This window comes from Candidatus Magnetaquiglobus sp. (assembly GCF_058402785.1).
In genome coordinates, this window is the sequence record NZ_JBZVFG010000027.1 from 24,228 (window position 1) to 46,428 (window position 22,201).

A 22,201-nucleotide genomic window follows, 5' to 3' on the forward strand; every position below is an offset into this window, starting at 1 on the left:
CCCATGTCACGGATATAATCTTCAACCAGGATGTGCGCAATGAACGGGATTGAACAAACTCCTGAAAAAAAGATCATGGTTTTCAAGAAAAAAAGTGAAGCGCGCACGGAATATGACAAGACATCCGGATCCTCATGGAAGATCATTGTGGTGGATGACGACCCCCAGATTCATATACTGACGGAAGAGGTGTTGCGAGATTTTACGTTCGAGGGGCGCCATTTATGGTTGATTGCGGGTCATTCCGGTCAGGAAGCGCGAGAACTGTTGAGAAAACACGAAGATGCGGCGGTCATCCTGCTGGATGTGGTCATGGAGACCAATCATGCAGGTCTGGATGTCGTGAAATTCATCCGGGAAGAACTTCGCAACCAGAATCTGCGGATTCTGTTGCGGACCGGTCAGGCCGGTCAGTTTCCCGAAGAAAAAATCTTCGAAGAGTATGATATCAATAATTTTCTGGAAAAAACCGATCTTACCAGCCGGAGATTGAAAACAGCGCTCAAGGTTGCCCTGCGTGCGCATCGGGATATCCGTGAACTCGATTTGGCCCGGCAACGGGAGAGCGAATTGCGCCGGGCCGCGGATGCGGCCAGTCAGGCCAAATCCAATTTCCTGCACATGATGAGCCACGAACTTCGCACCCCTCTGCAAGGGACCAAGGGGCCGTTCGAAGAGTTCAAAAGTCAGTTCCATCTGTTCGTCGGCATGAAGAGACTCCAGGCGCTGATTGGTTCCATGCACGATGAAAACCTGAAGAGCCAATTCACCGCCGCTCTCCAGGAGACACGCGACGAGGTGGAAGAGATCGCTTCGCAAGGGCTGAAATCCGTGGAGCATCTTCTGGGGTTGATCGAAGATGTTCTGGATTTCGCCCGCATCGAGGCCGGCAAATTGACCCTCTCCATCACCCCCCATCCGGTCCGGCAACCGATTCAGGATGTCCTCGCCACCTTGCGCCCCCTGGCCGACAAAAAAGGATTGCAGCTGGAGGTGCGTCTGGATGAGGATCTCTCCGTGCTTGCCGATGGAAAGCGGTTCAAGCAGATCCTGTTCAACGTGCTGGGCAATGCCATCAAGTTCACCAGCGCGGGATCCGTCACCCTGTCGGTCGTTCGAGAGGAACGCCAGGCGTCGTTCTGCATCGCGGATACCGGGTGCGGCATTCCTCCGGAAAAGCTCTCTCTCATCTTCGAGGCGTTCGAGCAGGTGGACAACTCTGCGACCCGTCAAGCCGGAGGCACGGGTCTGGGGTTGCCCATCACGCGTGAACTGGTGCGCAGACAGGGTGGAGAGATCCAGGTGCGGAGCACTCCGGGTCAGGGGTCTCATTTTACCTTCACATTGCCATTGTCTCTGGAAGGATAATAATAATCATGTCTGGTATTCTGATTGTCGATGACAACCGAGAAGAGGTGCGTCAACCCCTGAAAAGACAATTGGGCCGCGTCTTTGGTGAAGAACGCATCCTGGAGGCGGCGAATGGCCGCATGGCGGTCGAAATGGTTGCCAGGCACCGTCCGGAGGTGATCATCCTGGATGTCATGATGCCGCTCATGGATGGGATCGAGGCCTGCCGGGTGATTCGCTCCTTGCCGGAGAACAACGGCACGTACATCATCATGCTGACGGGCCGGGAGGGGGGGCTGCCCGAAGGGCTTGAAGTGGGTGCCGACGTCTATCTGCGCAAACCCTGTTCGTTCGAGGAGTTGCTCGCCATCGTGCAAAAAGGTATGGCGGAAGTGGCCGAATACCAGGCCAATCTGGAAAAGCAGCAGGTCTTGGAAAATCAGGTCGGCAATCTGAATGAAAGCCGTTGGGCCTTTCAGGACATCATCACGTCGTTGAGTGTCGGATTGATCCTGTGTACGCCGACCCCGCTTGGACGAATCCGCTACATGAATCCTGCGGCTGTCCGGTTGATCGGGCGTCCGGCGCAGGAATTGCGGGATCTTCCGGTAGGGCAGCTGTTTTCAGAAAGCGATATGGGACCGCTTCTGGAGGATCTGCTTGCCAATACCAAGGCAAGGGAGATCCCGAAAACCGTGCGGAGCGGATCGGGAAAAGGGGTGCCGGTATTGCTGTCGGGACGGGTCATTTGCGATTCCAAGGGACAGGAGAAGTGGATCATGCTGGAGGTGCGGACGCTGGATTGAAAACGGTACGGCCCATCGATCTCAACGCTGACCGAACTCCTCTTTGATGCGGAGAATTTCCGGAAGAATGCCCCGAAAGAGTTCCACCATTCTCGGATCGAAATGGGATCCGCTGTCCTTGCGCATGACTTCCACGGCCTTCTCCACCGGCCACTCCTCCTTGTAGGGGCGTTTCATGGTCAAGGCATCGAACACGTCGGCCACGCTGACGATGCGCGCCCAGATCGAAATGGCATCGCCCTGGATCCCCTGCGGGTACCCCTGTCCATCCCAACGTTCGTGATGCTGATGGGCGATCAGTGCGCCCATCTGGAACAGCGGATCCTGGCTCTCCAACAGGATATCCCGGCCAATGCGGGTATGGGTTTTCATGACCTGCCACTCGTCGGCATCCAGTTTGCCGGGTTTTTTCAGGATGGAGTCGGGAATGCCGATCTTGCCGATGTCGTGCATCGGTGCAGCCAGTTGCAGCAACTCGCACTCCCTTTGGGATGCCTTGGCAGCCACGGCCAACGCCTGGGCATACGCGGACATGCGCCAGATATGCACCCCTGTATCGGTATCGTTGAATTCGCCGGCCCGGGCCAGCATGTAGATGGTCTCCCGGCGACTCTCCTCCAACGCTCGGGTGCGCTCCCGAACCGTGACCTCCAAGGAATCGCTGTAGCGTTTCTGGGCACGCTGCATCTGGCTCAAGGAGGCGAAGGTCTGGACGCGCGAGAGGACCTCTTCGTTTTCGAAGGGTTTATGCAGATAATCCACGGCGCCTTGTTCCCGTGCCAGGCTGCGATGCGCGCCGCTGTCCAGAAGAAACAGCACGGGAATCTCCTGGCTTTCCGGGATTTCGTCCCGCATGCGGGTGCAGACCATCCCGCCATCGGCGAGACGGATTTTCTCATCCAGCAGGATCACATCCGGTTTGCGCTGCCGGGTGGCGAAGATGGTTTTCTCCCCATCGAGCGCAATGGCGATTTCGAACTGTTTTTCCAGGATTCTGGCCAGCAGGCGGATTTCCGTCAGAGCCGCCGCGATGAGGACCAGGGGTTTCATGTCGGCGGATTCCCTTCCGGGTCGGCGGTGACGACCCGGTTGCGACCGGCGTTCTTGGCGGCGTACAAAGCCTGATCGGCCCGGGTCACCAGGTTCTCTGGATGGTGCGTGGTGGTGGCCACGCCGAAACTGGCGGTTACCCGACCGGCTTGCGGGAACGTGTAGTCAACCATGGCCTGATGCAGACGCTGGGCGATTTCCAGAGCCTTGTCCTCGGAGGCTCCGGGAAGCAACAGCAGGAACTCCTCGCCGCCATAACGCACGAAAAGATCGCTCTTGCGGCTGCATTTCTTGAGCAGTTGCGCGGCATCGTGCAGCACGATGTCACCGACGGCATGACCGAAGGTGTCGTTGATCTTCTTGAAATGATCGATGTCGAACATGATCGCGGAGAGCGGTTGCGGCATGCGGTGCAGTTTGGCCGCCTCCAGGGTGAATACCGCGTCGAAGATGCGGCGCAGAAAGAGTCCGGTCAAAAGATCCTGCATGGAAAACAGGCGGTTGCGCGTGACCTCGATTCCTTTTTCGATTTGGGCGACCAGATCGTCGATGTCGTAGGGTTTGCGAAAATAGACATCGGCACCGGCGCGCAATCCGGCGGCGATGCCGCCATCGCGTCCCGAAAGAATGATGATGTATCCCAGATTCAGAGGATTGGAACGAAAGGTTCGGCAGAAATCGTAGCCGTCCCGCTCGGGCATCATGAGGTCGGTGACCACCACGTCGATGTTTTCCTGTTCGGCGTATTGAAGCGCAGAGGTGACGCTGGTCACGCCCTCGACGTTTTCGCCACCGAACACCCGGCCCAGTTGTCGTACCAAAGGGGTGAGAATCCGGTCCTCTTCGTCATCGACGATCAGGATTTTACCCATCGTGACGTTTGCCCTCTTCGTGGGATTCGATGGCCTTGATCGCGGCGATGAGATTTTGTCCGAGATTGCGGGAGGCGGAGAGAATCTCCCGCACCTCCGATTCATTGCCCCGGATGCGATCCGCGGCGGCAAAAATGGAGCGACCGCTGGCCGAAGCCAGGTTGAGATGCCCTTTGACCAATTCGAGCGTCTTGCGCAGATGTCCCAATTCCACATTCAGGGCCATGCCCACGGCGCGACGGATCTTTTGGTCGATTTCGTTCAGATTCACGGGTTTGGAGATGTAATCCGTGCCCCGTGCCTTCATGAATTCCACCGCCACTTCCGTGGATCCGACGCCGCTCATCATGATGACCGGCATCTCCGGGAAGGTGGCGCGGATTTTGTGGAACAGTTCCAGCCCATCCGCGAAGGGCATGTTGTAATCGGTGACCACCACGTCGATCGGCGTCTCCTTGAGTTTGGCAAAGGCGCCGGCCGCATTGACGCTGGTATGCACCACGTAGCCCAAACGGGTGAGAGAGCGCACCAGAGTGTTCAACTCCTCCTCCACCTTGTCGTCCACGATCAGAATTCGGCCTTCCCGCTCTTTTTTGTCTTCCATGGGGTTGTTCCTTTATCGAATGAAGCGTGTGTGTCGCGATCGATTACGCCCCTGCCACGCGTACCATGCCGCCACCCTGAAGTTGCGCCTGATTCAGGGCATCCTCGGCCAGTTGCATCAACAGCCCTTCCGCAAAATCGAAGCTGGCCACGCCAAAGCTGGCCGTCAGTGGTCCGTGACCGGGAAAGGCGCTCTCCGCGACCCGTTTGCACAAACGGTTGGCAATCCCCAGAGCATGGGCCGGTGGCGTGCTTGGCAACATCACCACGAAGTCATGACCGCCCAGATAGGCCACCCGATCGCTCTCCCGAAAGGAGAGCAGGCGGGAGACCGCACGCAGCAGTTCGTCGTCCGGTTCCGCTTCCGATACGGGCAGGTCGAGACGAAACCGGATGAGGGAGAAATTGAGTTCGTAACGGGTGGCGCGGGCCAATTCACCCGCCAACAGGGATTCCAGGAAAAAGGATTCGTTGAACAGTCCGGTCACCGGATCCATGGCCGGAACGCTGCGTTCCTTGGACTGCTTGAGCCCCTTGCGCACGAAGGCGGTCAGTTCGTCGATGTCGTAGGGCTTGCGCACATAGGCATCCGCGCCGATATCCAGACCTTCCGCCAACCCGCCTTCGCGGCCTGTCAGCATGATGATGTAGAGTCCGCTGAACTGCGGTTTGCTGCGGATCAGACGACAGGCGGAGATGCCGTCCATGACCGGCATCATGACATCCAGCAGGATGACCATGGGGTGTTCGCGTTCCACGATCTCCAGGGCCTGCTGACCGTTTTCCGCTTCCAGGATCTTGTCCGGACCGAAGATTCGCCCCATCTGCCGGACCAGAGGACGCCGGATCTCGCGTTCATTGTCATCGACGATCAGAATCTTGGCCATTGTGTTCTCCCGCATGCCTGGAAAACAGGAACGACCATCCCTGGCAATCCCGAATATCGGCGTTGCTGATCACGCCTGATCAGCGGGTCAGAGGTATTTCCATTTGAATGGTTATGCCACATCCTGGTGCGCTTTGACAAGAGATGGTTCCCCCCAGACTCTGGGTGGCCAGATTGTAGACGATGTGCATGCCCAGACCGCTGCCGCCGAGATCGCGGCGGGTGGTGTAGAACGGCTCGAAGATGCGCTGCCGGGACTCCTCCGTCATCCCCTTGCCATTGTCCCGGTACACGAAACGCAAACGATCCCCCATGGCCTGGAACTCCAGGATCACCTCGCCATCCTCGTCCGGCTCGAAGGCATGGATGCGCGAGTTGTTGATCAGATTGATGAGGATCTGGGAGATCGCTCCGGGATGGCAATGAATCTCCAATTGGGCATCGCAGTCGATGCGGATGCGCAACCGACTGTTACGCAGTTCATGATGCATGGTCAGAATGGTGGATTCCGCATACTCCCGGACCTTGAACGTGCGCGCCTGCTCGCTGGATTGATCCACGGCCACGGATTTGAAGCTGCGTACCAGTTCCGCGGCGCGGATCAGATTGTGCAAGGTCAGATCGGTCAACCGTTTCGTGGAGTCGATGCACGCATTCAACTCCTCTTCGCTGATCCCTTCGGTCTGGACCAGGGTTTGGAAAGCGGCGGTGCGCTCCTTCAATTCGGAGGCAGCCGTCACGCCGATGCCCACGGGGGTGTTGATTTCATGCGCCACCCCTGCCACCATGCAGCCGAGTCCGGCCATCTTGGCGGACTGGATGAGATCCTCCAGCATCTGTTTCTCTTCCGAGATGTCCGAGATCATGCCCACGATCGCCCGGCGTCCATCCAGCCGCATCGCGTTGACCGCCAGCCGGACGGGAAAGGTCGAACCGTCTTGCCGCAGGGCGGTCGATTCGAACGTCGGAGCATGATCCGTTCGCTCCCGATCAGGCAGAAAGAAACGCTGGAACTGAACGGCGTGTTTTTCGGCCAGTGACGGAGGGATCAAGGCAACGATGTTTTCGCCGATCATGTCGGTGCTTGTCGCGCCGAACATCCGCTCCGCCGCCGGATTGAAGAGATGAATCCTCCCCTGGTCGTCGGCGACGATGATCCCGAAGGGGGCTTGTCGAATGATCTCCTGGAACTGCTCCCGAAGTCTGAACTCCTCGGTGATGTCGCGAATCAGCGCTGCCGAACCGATGCGTTTTCCGCCTTCGTGGAAGGTCGAGGCCTGCACCTGCAGATGTTTCTCCTTGTAGGTCAGGGTGGTCGGCAGCGCTTGACCCTCCTGATCCAGGAAGGGACGCAAGGTGGCGGGATCATCCAGCAGATTGAGAAAGCCGTCTGCCTCGATCTGCCCCATCGATTTGTCGAGCAGTCGTGCCATGGCCGGATTGACCAGGATGATCCGATCGTGCGCATCCGTCACCACGATCCCTTCCTGAACGCTGTGGATGATGGTGCCCAGCTTGTCGCGTTCCTGTTGCAGTCCGGCATGGGTGGCATGAAGGCGGGCCGCCATTTCGTTGAAGGTGTCCGCGATCCGGCTGAGTTCGTCCTTGCCGGGAACCTGAATGCGTTCCGTCAGATCGCCATCGGCCACCCGATCCATGGAACGTTTGAGCCGTGCCAGTGGCAGGATCAGCAGACGACGCATCATCGGATAACTCAAGGACAAGACGATGATCAGCGCGAGCGCTCCCATGAGGAGCGCTTCCTGGTGGGTGCGACGGATATCGGACTCCACCTGGGAGAGGGAGGTGGTGATCTTCATGACGCCCAAGGTGTGCGCACGATCCGTGTGACACGAGATACAGGGCTTTTCAAACTGGATGGGCGCCAGAATGGTCATCACGGCTTGTTCGTCCAAGCGATGGTACACGGATTGGGGTCTCTTTTGCGCCAGAGCGTTCAACAGATTGGGATCATCCGCTTCAAGAATGCGCAACAAATTTTCCTGACTCCGGTGCGTGAAACGCTCCTGACCGATCTGCTCGTTGACATGGCGAATCGTGCGGTTGTCCTGAAAAGCTTCCAGGCCATCGGGCCGGAGGATGCGGACATCGAGAATCTTCGTGTCCATGCGAATGGCCTCGATGAAACTTCCGGCAAGAGTCCCTTCTCCGGAGAGCATGATGGTGTGGATTCCACTGCTGATGCTGGAGGCCAGTATTTTCAGGGACCGTTCGTTCTGGGCAAGAATGGTCGTTTCCGCTTGCTGACCATGATAGAACGAGAGTGACAGAATGATCGCGGAGAGGGACAGCTGAACAAAGAGCATGATCTTTGCCGTGACACTGTGCCAAGATGACAACATCGCTCACTCCTGATGGTTACCGGATCAAAGGGATGGCGATGCGCACCAACAGACCGTTTCCTGGCGAACTTTGACAGGATATGGCCCCTCCCAGGGTCTGGGTCGCCAGGTTGTAGACGATGTGCATCCCGAGGCCACTGCCGCCCAGATCGCGTCGGGTTGTAAAGAAAGGCTCGAAAATGCGGTTGCTGACCTCCTCCGTCATCCCTTTTCCATTGTCACGATAGACAAAAATCAGTCGGTCGCCTTCGACCTGAAACTCCATGGTGATCTGACCGGCCTGATCGGGATCGAAGGCGTGAATTCTGGAGTTGTTGATCAGGTTGAGGATGATTTGGGAAAAGGCGCCCGGATGGCTGCGGATCTCCAGGTCATCCGGACAGACGACGGCCACCAGCAACTGGGTATGGCGGAGTTCGTGATGCAGGGTCAAGACGGACGATTCCACATAGGCGCGCAGTTTGAAGGTGCGCAGCTTGTCGCTCGATTGATCCACGGCCACGGATTTGAAGCTGCGTACCAGGTCGGCGGCCCGTTCCAGGTTGAAACGAATCAACCCGGCCAGCCGGGAGGTCGAGGCGATATACCCTTCCAACTCCTCCTCGGAAATCCCCTCGTTGTGCAACAAGGTGTTGAATTCCCGGGTTCGTTCTTCCAGTTCGGATGCCGCCGTGACGCCGATTCCGACCGGGGTGTTGATTTCATGGGCCACGCCGGCCACCATGCTGCCCAGTCCGGCCATTTTCTCCGATTGGACCAGTTCGGCATACAACCGCTTCTCTTCGGATATGTCGGCGATCATGCCCAGGAAGGCGGGTTTTCCCCGCAACACGATGCGGTTGACAGCCAGACGGATTGGAAAAAACGAGCCATCCTTGCGGATGGCTTCGGATTCGAAGGCCTTCATCCCTCTTTTCTCGGATGAGAAAGGGCTCCGGATACCCTGCGAATAGAAGTGACGCATCCCCTGCGCAATCAATTCGGAAGCCTTTTGACCGATGGCCTCGTTTCGGGAGTAGCCGAACAAATTCTCGGCCTCGAGATTGAAGGTCAGGATATGTTCGTCGTTATCCGTGACGACGATCCCGAAAGGGGCGTACTCGATGATGGTTTTTTCCAGATGCACCATCTCTTCGAGCAGTCGTTTTTCATTCGTCATGTCGATGATGATGGCGATGAAGAAACAGTCCTCCAGCCCGTGAATGCGGTTGATGGCCAAACGCACCGGAAAAACCGAGCCATCCCGACGCATGCCTTCTGCCTCGAAGGGCACGCTCAGAATAGGCACATTGTGCGTATCGATGCAGCATTGCATGATGTTTTTCGAAGAATTTTGCAGGGGCAAGGGCACGAGATCGATGATGCTTCTGCCTTTTATGTCCTCTTTGTCATACCCAAACAACTGTTCGGCGGCGGAGTTGAAGATCCGGATGATGCCATGCTGGTTGACCGTGATGATGCCGCACGGGGTGTTTTCGATCACCATGCGTTTCATCTCTTCGCTGATCCGCACCTGCTGTTCGGTTTGCAGCCGTTTCAGCGCTCCTGCCACGATGGTCGCGGCGGTTTCGAGAAACCGGACGCACTCCGGATCCATGGGCGCACGATGGTGGAGATAGAGAACGATCACCCCCGCCACTTTGCCATCGACCAGGATGGGGACATTGAAATGCCCATGAGGGTGCATGCCGGGAAAACGGATCTCGTGTCGTTCATCGACCTCGGAGGCGAACTGAATGTGTCCGGTGAGCGCCGCCCGTCCGCACAGGCAGTGTCCCAACGGCACCACGGCGCACAGGGTCAACAGGTCGTCGGCCAGGTTGCGATGGGCCACCAGGACCAGGGACTGCTTCTGTTCGTCCATGAGAAAAACCGCCCCTTTGTCCTGGGCTCCCAGAAAGGTCAGGTGCGGAAAAAGCTCCAACACCTCTTTGAGCAGCTGATCGACATGGGTCGCCGCCAGGGAGTGTTTCAGGAAGGCGTTGATGGCATGCTGCACCTCGATCTCCTTGCGGAGTCGTTCGAGTTGACTGGCTTGATCATCCCTTGTCATGTGCCGCTCCTGTTCGTCGTCCGGATCGAATCATTCCCAATGGACAGGTGTTGCGTTTTCCGGCCCTGATCCAGGGGGATTTGAATCCGGAAATGGGTTCCCTGTCCGGGGGCGCTGTGGCAGTCAATGGTCCCGCCCAGGGTCTGCGTCACCAGATTGTAGACGATGTGCATCCCGAGGCCGGTTCCGCCGTGCTGACGATTCGTGGTGAAGAACGGATCGAAAATCCGTTTCACCACCGCGTCGCTCATGCCGGCGCCATCATCGCTGTAACTGAAATACAGCGAGGCCCCCACCTCCTTGAACGTGATGGTGATGTGGCCTTCCGCGGGCGGGGTGTAACCGTGAATGCGGGAGTTGTTGACCAGGTTGATGACGATTTGCGAAAAGGCTCCGGGATGGCTGAGAATCTCCAGCGTTTCCGGACAGTCGATGTCGATTTCGAGTCGGGTCGTGCGCAGTTCGGGATGCAGCGTTTTGATCGCGGATTCGACGCAATCCCGGATCTTGAACGGACGCATCTCTTCGCAGGACTGGTCCACGGCCACGGATTTGAAGCTGCGTATCAGATCCGCGGCCCGCTCCAGATTGACCCGGATCAGCTCCGCCATCCGTCCGGCTGCCAGGATGAACGTTTCAAGTTCCTCTTCCGAGATCCCTTCCTGTCGCAGGGTGAGCGCAAAGGCGCGGATCCGGTCTTCGAGATCGGAGGAGGCGGTGATGCCGATGCCCACGGGCGTATTGATCTCGTGGGCCACCCCGGCCACCATGTTGCCCAAGGCGGCCATCTTTTCCGATTGAATCAACTCCGTGATCAGACGTTTTTCCTCGGTGATGTCGATGATGACGGCCAGAAAGGTGAGAGACTCCTTCATCTGGATCCGGTTGACCGCCAGACGCACCGGAAAGGTGGATCCGTTCTGATGCAGCGCTTCGGTTTCGAACGGCGGAAGTCCGAGAATGCGGCTCTTTCCGGTTTCCAGATGACGACGGAATCCCGCCTCATGGGCTTTCTTGAAGGCAGGAGGAATCAGGTCGGTCACGCTTTGCTCCAGGATCAACGGGCGGGCATGCCCGAACATGCGTTCGGCCTCGAGGTTGAACTCCTGGATCCTTCCCTGTCGGTCAGCCACGATGATGCCGAAAGGGGCCTGTTCGATGATGATGCGTTTCTGCTCCTCGCCATTTCTCAAGGCGGTTTCCAGTTCGAGCCGTTCCGTTTCGTTGCGCAGCAGGCGCCTCAAGAAGAGCAGGGAGAGGATCGTCAAGGAGAATCCAATCAAGGGAATGATGAACAATCCCCTGGAGAACACATGCGCATCGTATTGGATGTCGTGATGATGCAAGGCCGTATAAAGCCATTGCCGATTGGCGATCGTCAGGGTTCTGTCCAGATGCAGGGCGTCGGTGGACGGTGGATGGTTCGGTGCGTCGCCTGGAGAGGCCAGTCGGGTCAGGTGACGGTAGAGAAGAACCGGTTTCCCGGAGTCGGAGATGTCATGCAGCCAGAAGGTGATGCCGCGCGGCGACAGGCCGGCGATGGCGGATTCGATCAAGTCTCGAAAGCAGATCACGCCAACGGCGAATCCCGACAGATGGTGACGACGCTCCTCGACGGTTTCGACGGTTTGGCCGTTTGCGTAAATGGGATGGATGATATGCGCGACGTACTGGTTGATCTTCTCCAGAACCGGCAGGGTCCGCGGGGTGACGGTCGTCTCTCCGGAGTCCCTGGCCAACTCGAACGAGGCCAGGCGCACGGGGTCCGAGGCGACATCGAAACCGAACGCCTTGTCGTTGCCGGAAAACGGTTCCACATAGTCGATGACAATGGCCTCGTCGCGCAGGGCAGCCGGCATCATCGTTCCCGTGTTCGATTGTTCCGTAATCCGGAAACCCGGGAATTCCCGCGCGGTTTTCGTCTCGAAGGCTTGCCGTTGCGCCGCGAGCACCCTTCGGTTCCAGGTGAGTGAATGAAGCCCCTTCAGGCGTTTCAGGATGGGCTGGACATAGGTCGCGAATTCGTCACGATCGACCTGTTGGGAGGCGGCGAACAAACCGCTCAGATCTTCCGCGACCCCCAAATAGCGACCGAGACGGTTGTTGATCGCCTCGAACCGTTCGCTTGCCCCTTTCTCGAACTCTTTTCGATGGATTTGTGCTTGAAGATGACCGGTCAGATAGCCTCCGGCCAGGGAGAGCAGGGTGCCGCCCAAGGCGACCATGAACATGAGCAACCGAAGGGATCGTCTTCTGTCCATGCAAGGGCCATCGAAACGATTGAAGGTGATGCCGATTGATGAACCTGCTGTCGGCGGAGGGTGATGCAATCCGAAAGGTTACCGTAACTTGCATGATGGGGGGAGAACCCCCTTGCTCCCTTCGGAAACCTTGCCATGGACCTCCTTTCGGGAATTTCATGGCAAGGGGGGATCACGAGAGGTCCCCCTCCATGAACGTTACCGAGTGTCATCCACCAGGTTCAGCCAATTGACTCCCGAATCTTCCATGAAGGGTACGTCGAGGATGGTTTGGGTTTGTTGGAGTCGGAATTTTTCCTCTTCGACGCGGTGCAACAGGTTGGTCAACTCTTTTCGTTCATCGCGCTGATTCTTGCGTTGTTCGTACTCCAGCAACCCTTTTTGCACCAGGGCGATCAATTCGTTCGTGGCACAGGGCTTGCGGATGTAGACATCGGCCCCGACTTCCAACCCTTCCGGCAATCCGCCATCGCGTCCGGTCAGCATGATGATGTAGGTGTTATCATGACCGTCGATGCCGCGAATCGCCTTGCAGGCGGTGATTCCGTCCATGACCGGCATCATGACATCCAATACGATCACCCCGATCGGCTCTTCGGAGGATTGCAGGATATCGAGCGCCATTTTTCCGTTTTCAGCCTCCAGAATCGATTCTGGATCGAATATGCGGCCCAGCAGACGTACCAACGGACGGCGGATTTCCGCTTCGTTGTCATCGACGATCAGGATCTTGAACATGAGTGTACCCCTGTCGGATAAGAGGCATGGAAAGCCCTTCCTTTCCTGTTTGCATGAAAGGATAGCATGGCGTGCAACGCTTGTAAACAATCACATAATTCACGGATTTTCCGGTAATATCCTTTTGGATGTCATGACTCTTCGAGCAGGTCGGGAATGTGGATGCACATGCACACCCCTTGACCCGGTTGGCTCTGGCAGGAGATGGTGCCCCCCAGGGTCTGGGTGACCAGGTTGTAGACGGTATGCATCCCCAACCCCTTGCTGCCTTGAACGCGGCTTGTGGTGAAGAACGGATCGAACATCCGACGGCAAATCTCCTCCGTCATGCCGCGCCCGTCATCCCGGTAGATGAAACGGAGTTCGTCTTCCTGACGTTCGAAGGCCATCCGGATGTGCCCGGTTTCTCCAGGGGCGAAACCGTGGAGAAGGGAGTTGCTGAGCAGGTTGATGACGATCTGGGTGAATGCACCGGGATCGTTGCGAATCTCCAGCGAATCGTCGCACAGGATCTCGATCGACAGTCCGGTGTTCTCGAATTCGTGCTGCAAGGTCTGAACCGAGACTTCCACCGAGGCTCTCGGACGGAACGTGCGCAGGCGTTCGCTGGATTGATCCGCTGCCACGGATTTGAAGCTCTGCACCAGTTCGGCGGTGCGCCCCAGACTGAGTTGCACCAGGGCGACCAACCGTTTCGTGGAAGCGATGTAGCCCTGCAACTCCTCCTCGCTGATCCCTTCGGATTGCAACAGCGTCTCAAAAACCGCGGTGCGATCCTGCAATTCGGAGATCGCCGTGACGCCGATGCCGACCGGCGTATTGAGTTCGTGTGCCACGCCAGCCACCATCCCACCCAGCCCCGCCATTTTCTCCGAGCGGATCAGATCCTCCTGCAGGATCTTCTCCTCGGTCATGTCCACGATCATCCCTACCAGGGAGGTGCGACCGTCCAGTTGCATCCGATTGACCGCCATGCGCATCGGAAACCGGATGCCGTCACGGCGCAGCGCCTCGGATTCGAAGGCAAGCGTCTCTTGCGTCGTTTGATCACCCGATTCCGGATGTAACAGGTTTCCGAATCGGGCTGCGTAGCGTTTGTGCAGATCCTCCGGGATCAATGCCAGGATGGATTGGCCGATGATCTCGCAAGAAGCATGGCCGAACATGCGTGTCGCCTCGGGATTGAACCCCCGCATGATGCCCTGATCATCGGCAACGACGATTCCGAAGGGTGCCCGGTTGATGATTTCGTTGCGTTCCTCTTTCAGTCGCTCCTCTTCGGTGATGTCGCGGATCAGCGCCGCCGTACCCACGGGGGCTCCTTCCTCCCGGAAGGTCGAGGCATCAAAATGCAGAATCCTGCCCTTGTAGGCGCGCGTAAAGGAGCGGCCATCCTCTTCGTGCTCCAGACAGTCGCGGATGAAGTCGGGATCATCCACCAGTTTGTCGAACCCTTCCGTCTCGATCTGTTCGCTGGACTTCTGCAACAGGCGTTCGGCGGAGGGGTTGATCATGATGATCTCACCCTGGGCATCGGTGATCACGATCCCTTCGCGGGTGCTGTGGAGGATGGTGTGCAGTTTGTTGCGTTCCTGGTGCATGAAGGCGTGACTGACGCTTAAACGACGCGCGGCATTTCTGGCCTCCTGCCTGGAGTTTTCGAGACGGTGTTGAATCTTGATCAGGGAGCGCTCTTTTTTGGCCAGTGCATCCAGCATCCGGTTGAAACCGGTTGCCAATTGTCCCAACTCATCCAGACGCGCATCCGGTGCGCGCAGGTCCCGCCGTCCTTTGCGCGTGGCTTCGGCCACCTTCAAGAGTTGATACAATCCCGATGTCATGTCGTGAGCCAGCCACCGGGCAAACAGGGCGCCGATCAGAATGGCCGCGAGGGTCAAGATCCAGCCGTTGCGGGAGACCCTCTGCCATTCGTCCTGGTTGACATGTCGATCAAGAGCGATGCGCGCCCAACCGATCATCCGTTCCTGGTCCAGGATCGGCATGGCGACATCGACCTTGAGCGGGTTCGACAGCAACACCACCGGTTGATGGGTTTCAGGCCGCAGTTTCTGCCTGACCGCATCCTCCACCAGCGTGCCGACCCGTTGCGGATCCTCGTGCCCGACCACCTCCCCCTGGGGAGAAAGCACCATGGCGTTTCGTATCTCGTGATCGGTCGCCAGGGTGTGCAGCACCTCTGCGACTCCGATCCTGTCGTTGGCAAGCAGCCTGGAGCGACTGCTGACGGCCAACAGGCGACTCAGATTCACGGCGTGTCGTTCACTTTGTCGTTCGAGGAACGTTTCTTGGGCCACAACGAGATCGAAAATGAACAAACCCATCCACCCCGCGAAAACCGAGGCCGCACCCAGCATCCATTGGCGACGCAGGGAGGCGGTCAGAAACCGGCGGATGCGCGCGAACACGGTTGACCCGAGATCGGTCGCACGATTGGATCGGGGTCGGTCGGACTGGTTTTTACCGGGCACGGGTGTCATCGTGGTCCGCCTCGAACCGGTTGATGATCCTTGAAAATTGAGAATTTCGTCCTGTGGTCGGATGCTCCCGAATGCACCTGCTCCCCTTTTTTTTGCCCATCGCAAGTCTTTCGTTTTTGGGCGCGGTTTGATCTGGGGTGCGGCACCATTCCCGATCTTCTGCCGGAGTGACGATCAGTATGGAGATTATCGCAATTCAATGGTATGCTCAAGCCTCTGGAATCCAAATTGAGCCAATATGTCATTGTGCTTTTTCTGGATCCGGTGGTCGCGGGTGAGGGTAAGTGCCAAGTCGGTGCTTGATGGTACAATCTGGACTCGAAAAATTGAGTTCTTTGTTCTGACCCGCGAGAGGTTGGTTGAATGGTGCAATCACATCAGGTTCGTTGGAGGCTTATGAATACCTGGTCTTCCGTTGTCCATGCGGATCGAGCGCAGAAGATCGTCGGTCTTGCGTTTTTCTTGACGATATTCAGCGTTCTTTTGTTGCGTTTCCTGCGAATTTCGGAGATTGGGGTCGGTGGGAGCGATGAGTTCTTGTATTGGCACTTTGCCATGCGATGGAGTGATGGTCGTCATGGTCTGGAGATTCTGGAAATCGATCAGCCAAGGCTTTATCGCCCTGTTTCGTTCTATTTGTTCTCATGGGCATTGAGGGTGTTTGAGAATCAGGACTATGCCATCAAGATTTTCAATATCTTGATTGATGCTTGTAACGCATACTTGATCCTTCTTGTTTGTCGGCGATTGTCCAATCAGTGGGTCGGGTGGTTGGCCTCTGTGTGGTATGTTTGCATTCCCATTCTGATCACGTATTCCAGAATCGAGTTTCTGCATACGTTGTCAATATTCTTTCTGTTGATGGCTTTTTATTTTCTGGTTCGGTTTCTGGAGGTGACGTCGAGAGTCAGATTGTTCTATCTGCTGATGGCTGGTGTTGCGCTTGCCGAAGGAAGTCATGTCCATCCCAGTGTTCTGTTAAATGCCCCCGGATTCTTTGCCGTAGTCGTACTCGACGGGCTGTCGATCAGGCAGGGCTGGAAAGCGCAAGCCAAAAAAATGGCCGTCACCTCGGGTACGTTGATGGCCGGTATCCTGGGTGTTTATTTGATCTTGTTGACCATGATCGGGATGCATCAGCATCCGAGTGTCGCTGCGGGACAAGACAGATCGACTGTGACCACCAGTATGACGCAGATCAACAGAGTGCGGTTCACGCTTGATTTTCATGAGATAAAATCAAGACTTAAACTGGTTTCCGTGCCTGTCTCATTCGTCAGGAACAACATGATGCTGTCGGATGGGCTTGTCAAGGCGCTGTTTGTGTTGTTTGGAGCGGCCATGCTTTTGTTGTTGCTGCGTCTTTCTGGTGTTTCCGTGCCCCCTGACTGGGGAGGGGAGCTGAAGGTGCATGCCCCCTGGATTGTCATGCTGTGTTTTGCTGTTGTTTTTTCTTTGTTTTTCCCGACAAGTATACGCCAGATGCGAGATCATCTGCAACTGTTGCCGATTTTTGTCATCAGCGTGTCGGTTACCCTTTATGCGATTTCCGCGCGTTGGATCACGCCTGTTGGATCGGTTTTACTGCTGGCTTTTTTTGTTGGTTTGTTTGCATGGCATGCGGTTCCTGGGGTGGTCAAGAAAATTGTTGCGCAAGACGTGTCAATACAACGTAAGTTGCACAACAAAATCGGATCCTTGGTGGATGCGAACAATCGCATCGTCTTTCTTGAAGATCCCGCGGATCGTACCCGTCCCTGGAGTATCCGTCCTTATTTCGGAGAACATGCGATTTATTATAACAACTGCGAACAGCCTCTGAATCGGTTTGTCACCGAACAATCGATCCGGTTCCTGGTGGTTCCCAACCCGCCTTTACATTATACACAAAACAGCAACATCCATGGCCTGTCTGCCGGGAAGGTCAGCCCGGTTCCTGAATGGACAAAATCATGCTATATTCGAGAACTGGATGTCGAAAAGATGAAGAAATCCGTGGTTGCCGAAAGCGGTTGGTGGCATCACCGGGTTTTGAACGCATCTCTGGTCGAACAGGTGATCCGGAAGCAGGCAGGCGAGATTGTCTTTCAGACGCCTTCGATGCTCGTTCTCATGCTTTTTGGTCAGGACGCCGTTGATCGGGGGAGAGCCTTGGCAGACGTGTGTAGCGATCCTCAGACCCGGTGCCAGACCGGGAAGCCGCTTGATTGAGGGCCTTGCCACGGTTTCCGGGAAACGGTGCGTTGGAAAAAACGTTTTGTGAAGCCGGATGTCCACCAGGCGTCTTTCCTTGGGACGACTCCGTGCGGAGGTCAGAGGATCATCAAGTTGGAGGGATATGATCGCTTCTTATTATTCGGACAAACTGGACAGTCTGAAGGATATTTTTGCCACGGATCGTGTCGGGATATCCGAAGAAGGGCTGATGGTGAATGGGCGCCTTTATCCCATTGTCGGGGATGTCATTGTGTTGCTCTCTCCCGAGGAGTACCCGCCATTCCTGAGAGGAGAGCGCAATCTGGACAGCGCGCGGAGCGCCGGTTCCGAAACGATGGACAGGGAGATCCAGTTCACCTTTGGCGAGGAGTGGAAGACCTTCAATCGGGTATTGCCGGAACACCGGGTGGAGTTTGATCGGTATTTCGATCTTGTCGATCTGGCAACCTTGAAGAACAGTCGGGTGTGTGATCTGGGCTGTGGTATCGGTCGCTGGAGTTACTGGCTCGCTGACCAGTGTCGTGAACTGGTGTTGGTGGATTTTTCGGATGCCATTTTTGTCGCGCGCGAGAATTTGCGCACCAATCCACAGGTGATCTATTTTCTCGGCGATTTGACACGCCTCCCGTTTCGAGAGGGATTTGCCGATTTTCTGTTCTGCCTGGGCGTCCTTCATCACCTGCCAAGCGATGCACTGGAAATGACCCGAAAATTGGGCGTTTATGCACCCCGTTTGCTGGTCTACCTGTACTACGCGCTGGACAATCGTCCCTTCTATTTTCGTTGGTTGTTGAACGGGGTGACAGTCGTGCGGCGGATCCTGCACACCGTTCATCACCCCCTGGCGCGTTCGTTCCTGACCTGGCTGCTGACGCTCGCACTTTACCTGCCTCTGGTGGGGTTGGGACATCTGCTCGAACGCTTTCAACGGGGCAAGCTGGTGCCTTTGTATGAGGGGTATGCCAACAAATCCGTCTTGCGTATTCGTCAGGATGTGTACGACCGGTTTTTCACCAGCATCGAGCAACGGGTCACCCGTGCGCAGATCCTGGCTCTTCAAGGCCATTTCGACACGATCACCATTTCGGACAACATGCCATACTGGCATTTTCTCTGCGAATCCGCATCGCGGAGCGAGCATGAGGTGACCCGGAGTTGAACTCTGGAGAGGGCAAGAACATCCATTGGAGCTGAAAAGATTCCGAGGAAAGACCGGGCGACAGCGTATCCTGCATGCACCGCTCCCGGTGCTTCATGATCCATGAGCCCTTGCAAGAGGCTGATCCGTGGCATCGGCCTGATGCGCGGATAGACGAGGCTGCTGAATTGCAGATGATGGTACGATGTGTGGAATCGCTGGTTTTTTGGAACCTGCAACCGGCAGGCAGGCAGAGGATGCGCGGACGATCATCCTCGGGATGATGGATGCCATCGTCCATCGGGGTCCGGACGATGCCGGGATCTGGCATGATCCGGTCACCGGTATCACCCTGGGGCATCGACGGCTGTCCATTGTCGATCTGTCGTCAGCCGGGCACCAGCCGATGGAATCGCCCAGTGGTCGCTTTCTGATCGTATTCAACGGTGAGATTTACAATCATTGGGAGTTGCGGCGCAAACTCGCCGACACAGGGGTGGAACCGGTCTGGCGCGGTCATTCCGACACCGAAACCCTGGTCGCCTGTTTCGATGTCTGGGGGGTCGAGGAGACGATACGGCATGCCGTGGGGATGTTTGCCTTCGGCGTTTGGGATCGACACGACAGACGGTTGATCCTGGGGCGGGATCGACTGGGGGAGAAGCCGCTTTATTATGGATGCCAGCATGGTGTGTTTCTTTTCGGGTCGCAACTGAAAGCGTTGCAGGGCCATCCGGCCTTTGTTGGAGAGATCGATCGCGGGGCCATTGCCTTGATGTTGCGATACAACAACATTCCCGCTCCGGCTTCGATTTACCGTGATATTCGCAAACTTCCGCCAGGATGTCTGTTGACGGTCGCCTGGGATGCGCTGGGCGCCAATGGCGTGGAGGCGGTTCCCAAAGCCTACTGGCGGCTTGCGGATGTGGTCGAACAGGGCATGAACGACCCTGTGCCGACCCGCGATCCCGAGGGGGTGATTGACCAGTTGGATCGGCTGCTCGGTGATGCCGTGGCGCGGCAGATGTGTGCGGATGTTCCGTTGGGGGCCTTTCTGTCGGGAGGCATCGATTCTTCCACGGTGGTGGCGCTGATGCAATCCCGTTCCGGTCGCCCGGTGCGAACGTTCAGCATTGGTTTCGACGAGGCCGGATACGACGAGGCCGATCATGCCAGAGCCGTGGCCCGTCATCTGGGTACCGAGCATACCGATCTTTATGTCACGCCGGATATGGCCCTGGAGGTGATTCCGCGTCTGCCGGATCTGTACGACGAACCGTTTGCGGACTCCTCGCAAATTCCGACCTTTCTTTTGGCCCGGTTGACCCGTCGTCATGTGACCGTATCGCTATCCGGGGATGGAGGGGATGAGCTTTTCGGGGGGTATAACCGGTATCGTGTCGCGCCAGCGATCTGGAACCGGTTCGGAAAGTGGCCCGTGTCGATGCGGCGTGCGCTGGCGTCCGTGTTGCAATCCGTGCCTCCATCCGTGTGCGACGGATGGATGAACCGGATCGGCGGATGGTTGCCACGCGAGACCCGGTTTGCGCAACCAGCGGACAAGATTTTCAAGCTCTCCGCAATCTTGTCCGCCACCACGCCCGAGGAGGTCTATCTTGGATTGGTTTCCCATTGGAACGCCGCGCATCGGGTTGTCGGCGCGCGCGAGGATCCGTCGATCTCCTGGTGTCGTCCGGATGGTGTGATGGAACCATCCGGTTTCGTCCAGAAGATGATGGCCTGGGATCTGGCAGGCTATCTGCCGGATGACATTCTGGTGAAACTGGATCGGGCGGCCATGGGGGTCTCGCTGGAGACCCGCGTCCCCTTTCTGGATCATCGCGTGGTGGAGTTTGCCTGGAGGATCCCGGTGTCGATGAAGATCAACCAGGGACAAGGCAAATGGATCTTGCGTCAGGTGTTGCGCAGATACCTCCCGGACACGCTGATCGAACGTCCGAAGATGGGATTCGGGGTGCCGATCGATTCCTGGTTGCGCGGGCCGATGCGGGATTGGGCCGAATCGTTGCTCGATCCCGCCCGTTTACGCCGCGAGGGATATCTGGAACCCGGTCCCATTCGACAAAAATGGCGCGAGCATCTGGAAGGCAAACGCAACTGGCAGCATCAACTCTGGATTGTTCTGATGTTTCAATCCTGGTTGGAAAGGAATCGCCATTGAACCGCAAGATTCTTTTCGTGATCAACATTGATTGGTTCTTTTTGTCGCATCGTCTGCCGATTGCCTTGAAAGCGATTGAACAGGGCTATCAAGTGCATGTTGCCACGGGCATCTCCGACAAGATGGCGGAATTGCGGGCGTATGGCTTGATCGTTCATCCGTTGCCGATGACGCGCAGCCATGTGGGCATTGGGGAGATCGTGGGACTGCTGATCCGTTTGTGGAAGCTCTTCAGGGAGATCCAGCCGGATGTGGTCCATCTGATCACCCTCAAGCTGGTGGTGTTCGGGGGCGTGATGGCACGTTTGGCGGGGGTGCCGGTTCTGGTGTCGGCTCTTCCAGGATTGGGATTCGTCTTCATCGCGCGGGGGATCTGGCCGGCCATTCGGCGCAAGGTGATCGGCGTGCTGTTTCGGGTGGCGCTGGGACATGCGCATGGCATGGTGATCTGTCAGAATCGCGATGACCTGGAAATGGTCTCCCGGTTGGCGCGCCTGCCTGCCGGGCGCCTCACCCTGATTCCTGGCTCTGGCGTTGCGCTGGATCAATTCGTGGACACGCCATTGCCCACGGGACGTCCCGTGGTGTTGCTGGCGGCCCGCATGCTGATCGACAAGGGGGTTCGAGAGTTCGTGACGGCTGCCAGGGCGTTCCACGTCCAGACGAATGGTCAGGGAACGGAATCGCCCCGATTCGTGCTGGTGGGTGCGCCCGATCCAGGCAATCCCGCGAGCCTGACCCGGCAGGAGCTGGAAGCGTGGGCTCGGGAGGGGGTGGTGGAGATCTGGGGAAAGCGTCGGGATATGCCGACGGTGTTGGCCGCCGCGACGATCGTGGTGCTTCCCTCCTACCGTGAAGGTCTGCCCAAGGTTCTGTGCGAGGCGGCGGCTTGCGGACGCCCGGTGGTGACCACGGATGTCCCGGGCTGTCGCGATGCGGTTCGATCCGGTGTGACCGGATTGCTGGTGCCGGCGCGTGATTCAGGGGCTCTGGCCGATGCCATCGGAGGTCTGCTCGCGGATCCGATCCTGTGCGCGCGGATGGGGCGGGCAGGTCGTCGCTGGGCAGAGGAGGTTTTCGATGTGCATCAGGTGGTCGCGGGTCATCTGGACATCTACGAGAGGTTGCAGAACGACGCGGGGTCGCCCTGATGCCGCGTTGAGTTCCGGTTGGATGCGGCGGCG

The 22,201-nt window shown here is 57.3% G+C and carries 15 protein-coding genes; 6 read left to right on the forward strand and 9 right to left on the reverse strand.

Translation table 11 applies throughout. The features are described 5' to 3' along the window. Positions 1 to 75: 75 nt before the first annotated feature. On the forward strand, positions 76 to 1,368 hold the full coding sequence (locus tag ACV4UY_RS10345) for an ATP-binding response regulator (protein ID WP_491607534.1): 1,293 nt from the start codon (positions 76 to 78) through the stop codon (positions 1,366 to 1,368). Positions 1,369 to 1,376: 8 nt separating this feature from the next. Next, the gene (locus ACV4UY_RS10350; RefSeq protein WP_491607516.1) at positions 1,377 to 2,156 is read left to right on the forward strand and encodes a response regulator; all 780 of its coding nucleotides are present in this window, start codon (positions 1,377 to 1,379) and stop codon (positions 2,154 to 2,156) included. A 21-nt stretch (positions 2,157 to 2,177) separates the two neighbouring features. On the opposite strand, the gene ACV4UY_RS10355 is transcribed toward ACV4UY_RS10350, so the two are convergent. From ACV4UY_RS10355 to ACV4UY_RS10395, 9 genes are all read right to left on the reverse strand, one after another. Beyond that, a complete protein-coding gene (locus ACV4UY_RS10355) occupies positions 2,178 to 3,206 on the reverse strand; it encodes an HD-GYP domain-containing protein (protein WP_491607517.1) in 1,029 nt (342 codons plus the stop codon). After that, positions 3,203 to 4,078 (reverse strand): GGDEF domain-containing response regulator, encoded by an 876-nt coding sequence (locus ACV4UY_RS10360; protein ID WP_491607518.1) that lies wholly within the window; start codon positions 4,076 to 4,078, stop codon positions 3,203 to 3,205. Before ACV4UY_RS10360 ends, ACV4UY_RS10355 begins: the two co-directional genes overlap by 4 nt. After that, positions 4,071 to 4,682: a response regulator gene (locus tag ACV4UY_RS10365; RefSeq protein WP_491607519.1), complete on the reverse strand. Its 612-nt coding sequence runs from the start codon at positions 4,680 to 4,682 to the stop codon at positions 4,071 to 4,073. The genes ACV4UY_RS10360 and ACV4UY_RS10365 overlap by 8 nt, the downstream gene beginning before the upstream one ends. Before the next feature lie 43 nt (positions 4,683 to 4,725). Continuing rightward, on the reverse strand, positions 4,726 to 5,568 hold the full coding sequence (locus tag ACV4UY_RS10370) for a response regulator (RefSeq protein WP_491607520.1): 843 nt from the start codon (positions 5,566 to 5,568) through the stop codon (positions 4,726 to 4,728). A gap of 79 nt (positions 5,569 to 5,647) precedes the next feature. Next, positions 5,648 to 7,930: a PAS domain S-box protein gene (locus tag ACV4UY_RS10375; RefSeq protein WP_491607521.1), complete on the reverse strand. Its 2,283-nt coding sequence runs from the start codon at positions 7,928 to 7,930 to the stop codon at positions 5,648 to 5,650. A gap of 16 nt (positions 7,931 to 7,946) precedes the next feature. Continuing rightward, on the reverse strand, positions 7,947 to 9,983 hold the full coding sequence (locus ACV4UY_RS10380) for a PAS domain S-box protein (RefSeq protein WP_491607522.1): 2,037 nt from the start codon (positions 9,981 to 9,983) through the stop codon (positions 7,947 to 7,949). Then, positions 9,980 to 12,214 (reverse strand): CHASE domain-containing protein, encoded by a 2,235-nt coding sequence (locus ACV4UY_RS10385; RefSeq protein WP_491607523.1) that lies wholly within the window; start codon positions 12,212 to 12,214, stop codon positions 9,980 to 9,982. Before ACV4UY_RS10385 ends, ACV4UY_RS10380 begins: the two co-directional genes overlap by 4 nt. Positions 12,215 to 12,442: 228 nt before the next feature. After that, positions 12,443 to 12,982, reverse strand: a complete 540-nt coding sequence (locus ACV4UY_RS10390) for a response regulator (protein ID WP_491607524.1) — start codon at positions 12,980 to 12,982, stop codon at positions 12,443 to 12,445. A 131-nt stretch (positions 12,983 to 13,113) separates the two neighbouring features. Continuing rightward, a complete protein-coding gene (locus tag ACV4UY_RS10395; protein ID WP_491607525.1) occupies positions 13,114 to 15,252 on the reverse strand; it encodes a PAS domain S-box protein in 2,139 nt (712 codons plus the stop codon). 624 nt (positions 15,253 to 15,876) lie between these two features. Between ACV4UY_RS10395 and ACV4UY_RS10400 the strand changes: the two genes are divergently transcribed. The 4 genes from ACV4UY_RS10400 (at position 15,877) to ACV4UY_RS10415 (ending at position 22,168) form a co-directional block, all read left to right on the forward strand. Beyond that, complete coding sequence (locus tag ACV4UY_RS10400) at positions 15,877 to 17,691, forward strand: ArnT family glycosyltransferase (RefSeq protein ID WP_491607526.1); 1,815 nt, start codon at positions 15,877 to 15,879, stop codon at positions 17,689 to 17,691. A gap of 127 nt (positions 17,692 to 17,818) precedes the next feature. Further along, entirely contained in the window at positions 17,819 to 18,856 is a 1,038-nt protein-coding gene (locus ACV4UY_RS10405; protein ID WP_491607527.1) for a class I SAM-dependent methyltransferase, read from the forward strand. 184 nt (positions 18,857 to 19,040) lie between these two features. Then, complete coding sequence (gene asnB / locus ACV4UY_RS10410; protein WP_491607528.1) at positions 19,041 to 21,017, forward strand: asparagine synthase (glutamine-hydrolyzing); 1,977 nt, start codon at positions 19,041 to 19,043, stop codon at positions 21,015 to 21,017. A gap of 17 nt (positions 21,018 to 21,034) precedes the next feature. Further along, positions 21,035 to 22,168 (forward strand): glycosyltransferase family 4 protein, encoded by a 1,134-nt coding sequence (locus ACV4UY_RS10415; RefSeq protein ID WP_491607529.1) that lies wholly within the window; start codon positions 21,035 to 21,037, stop codon positions 22,166 to 22,168. Positions 22,169 to 22,201: the final 33 nt, after the last annotated feature.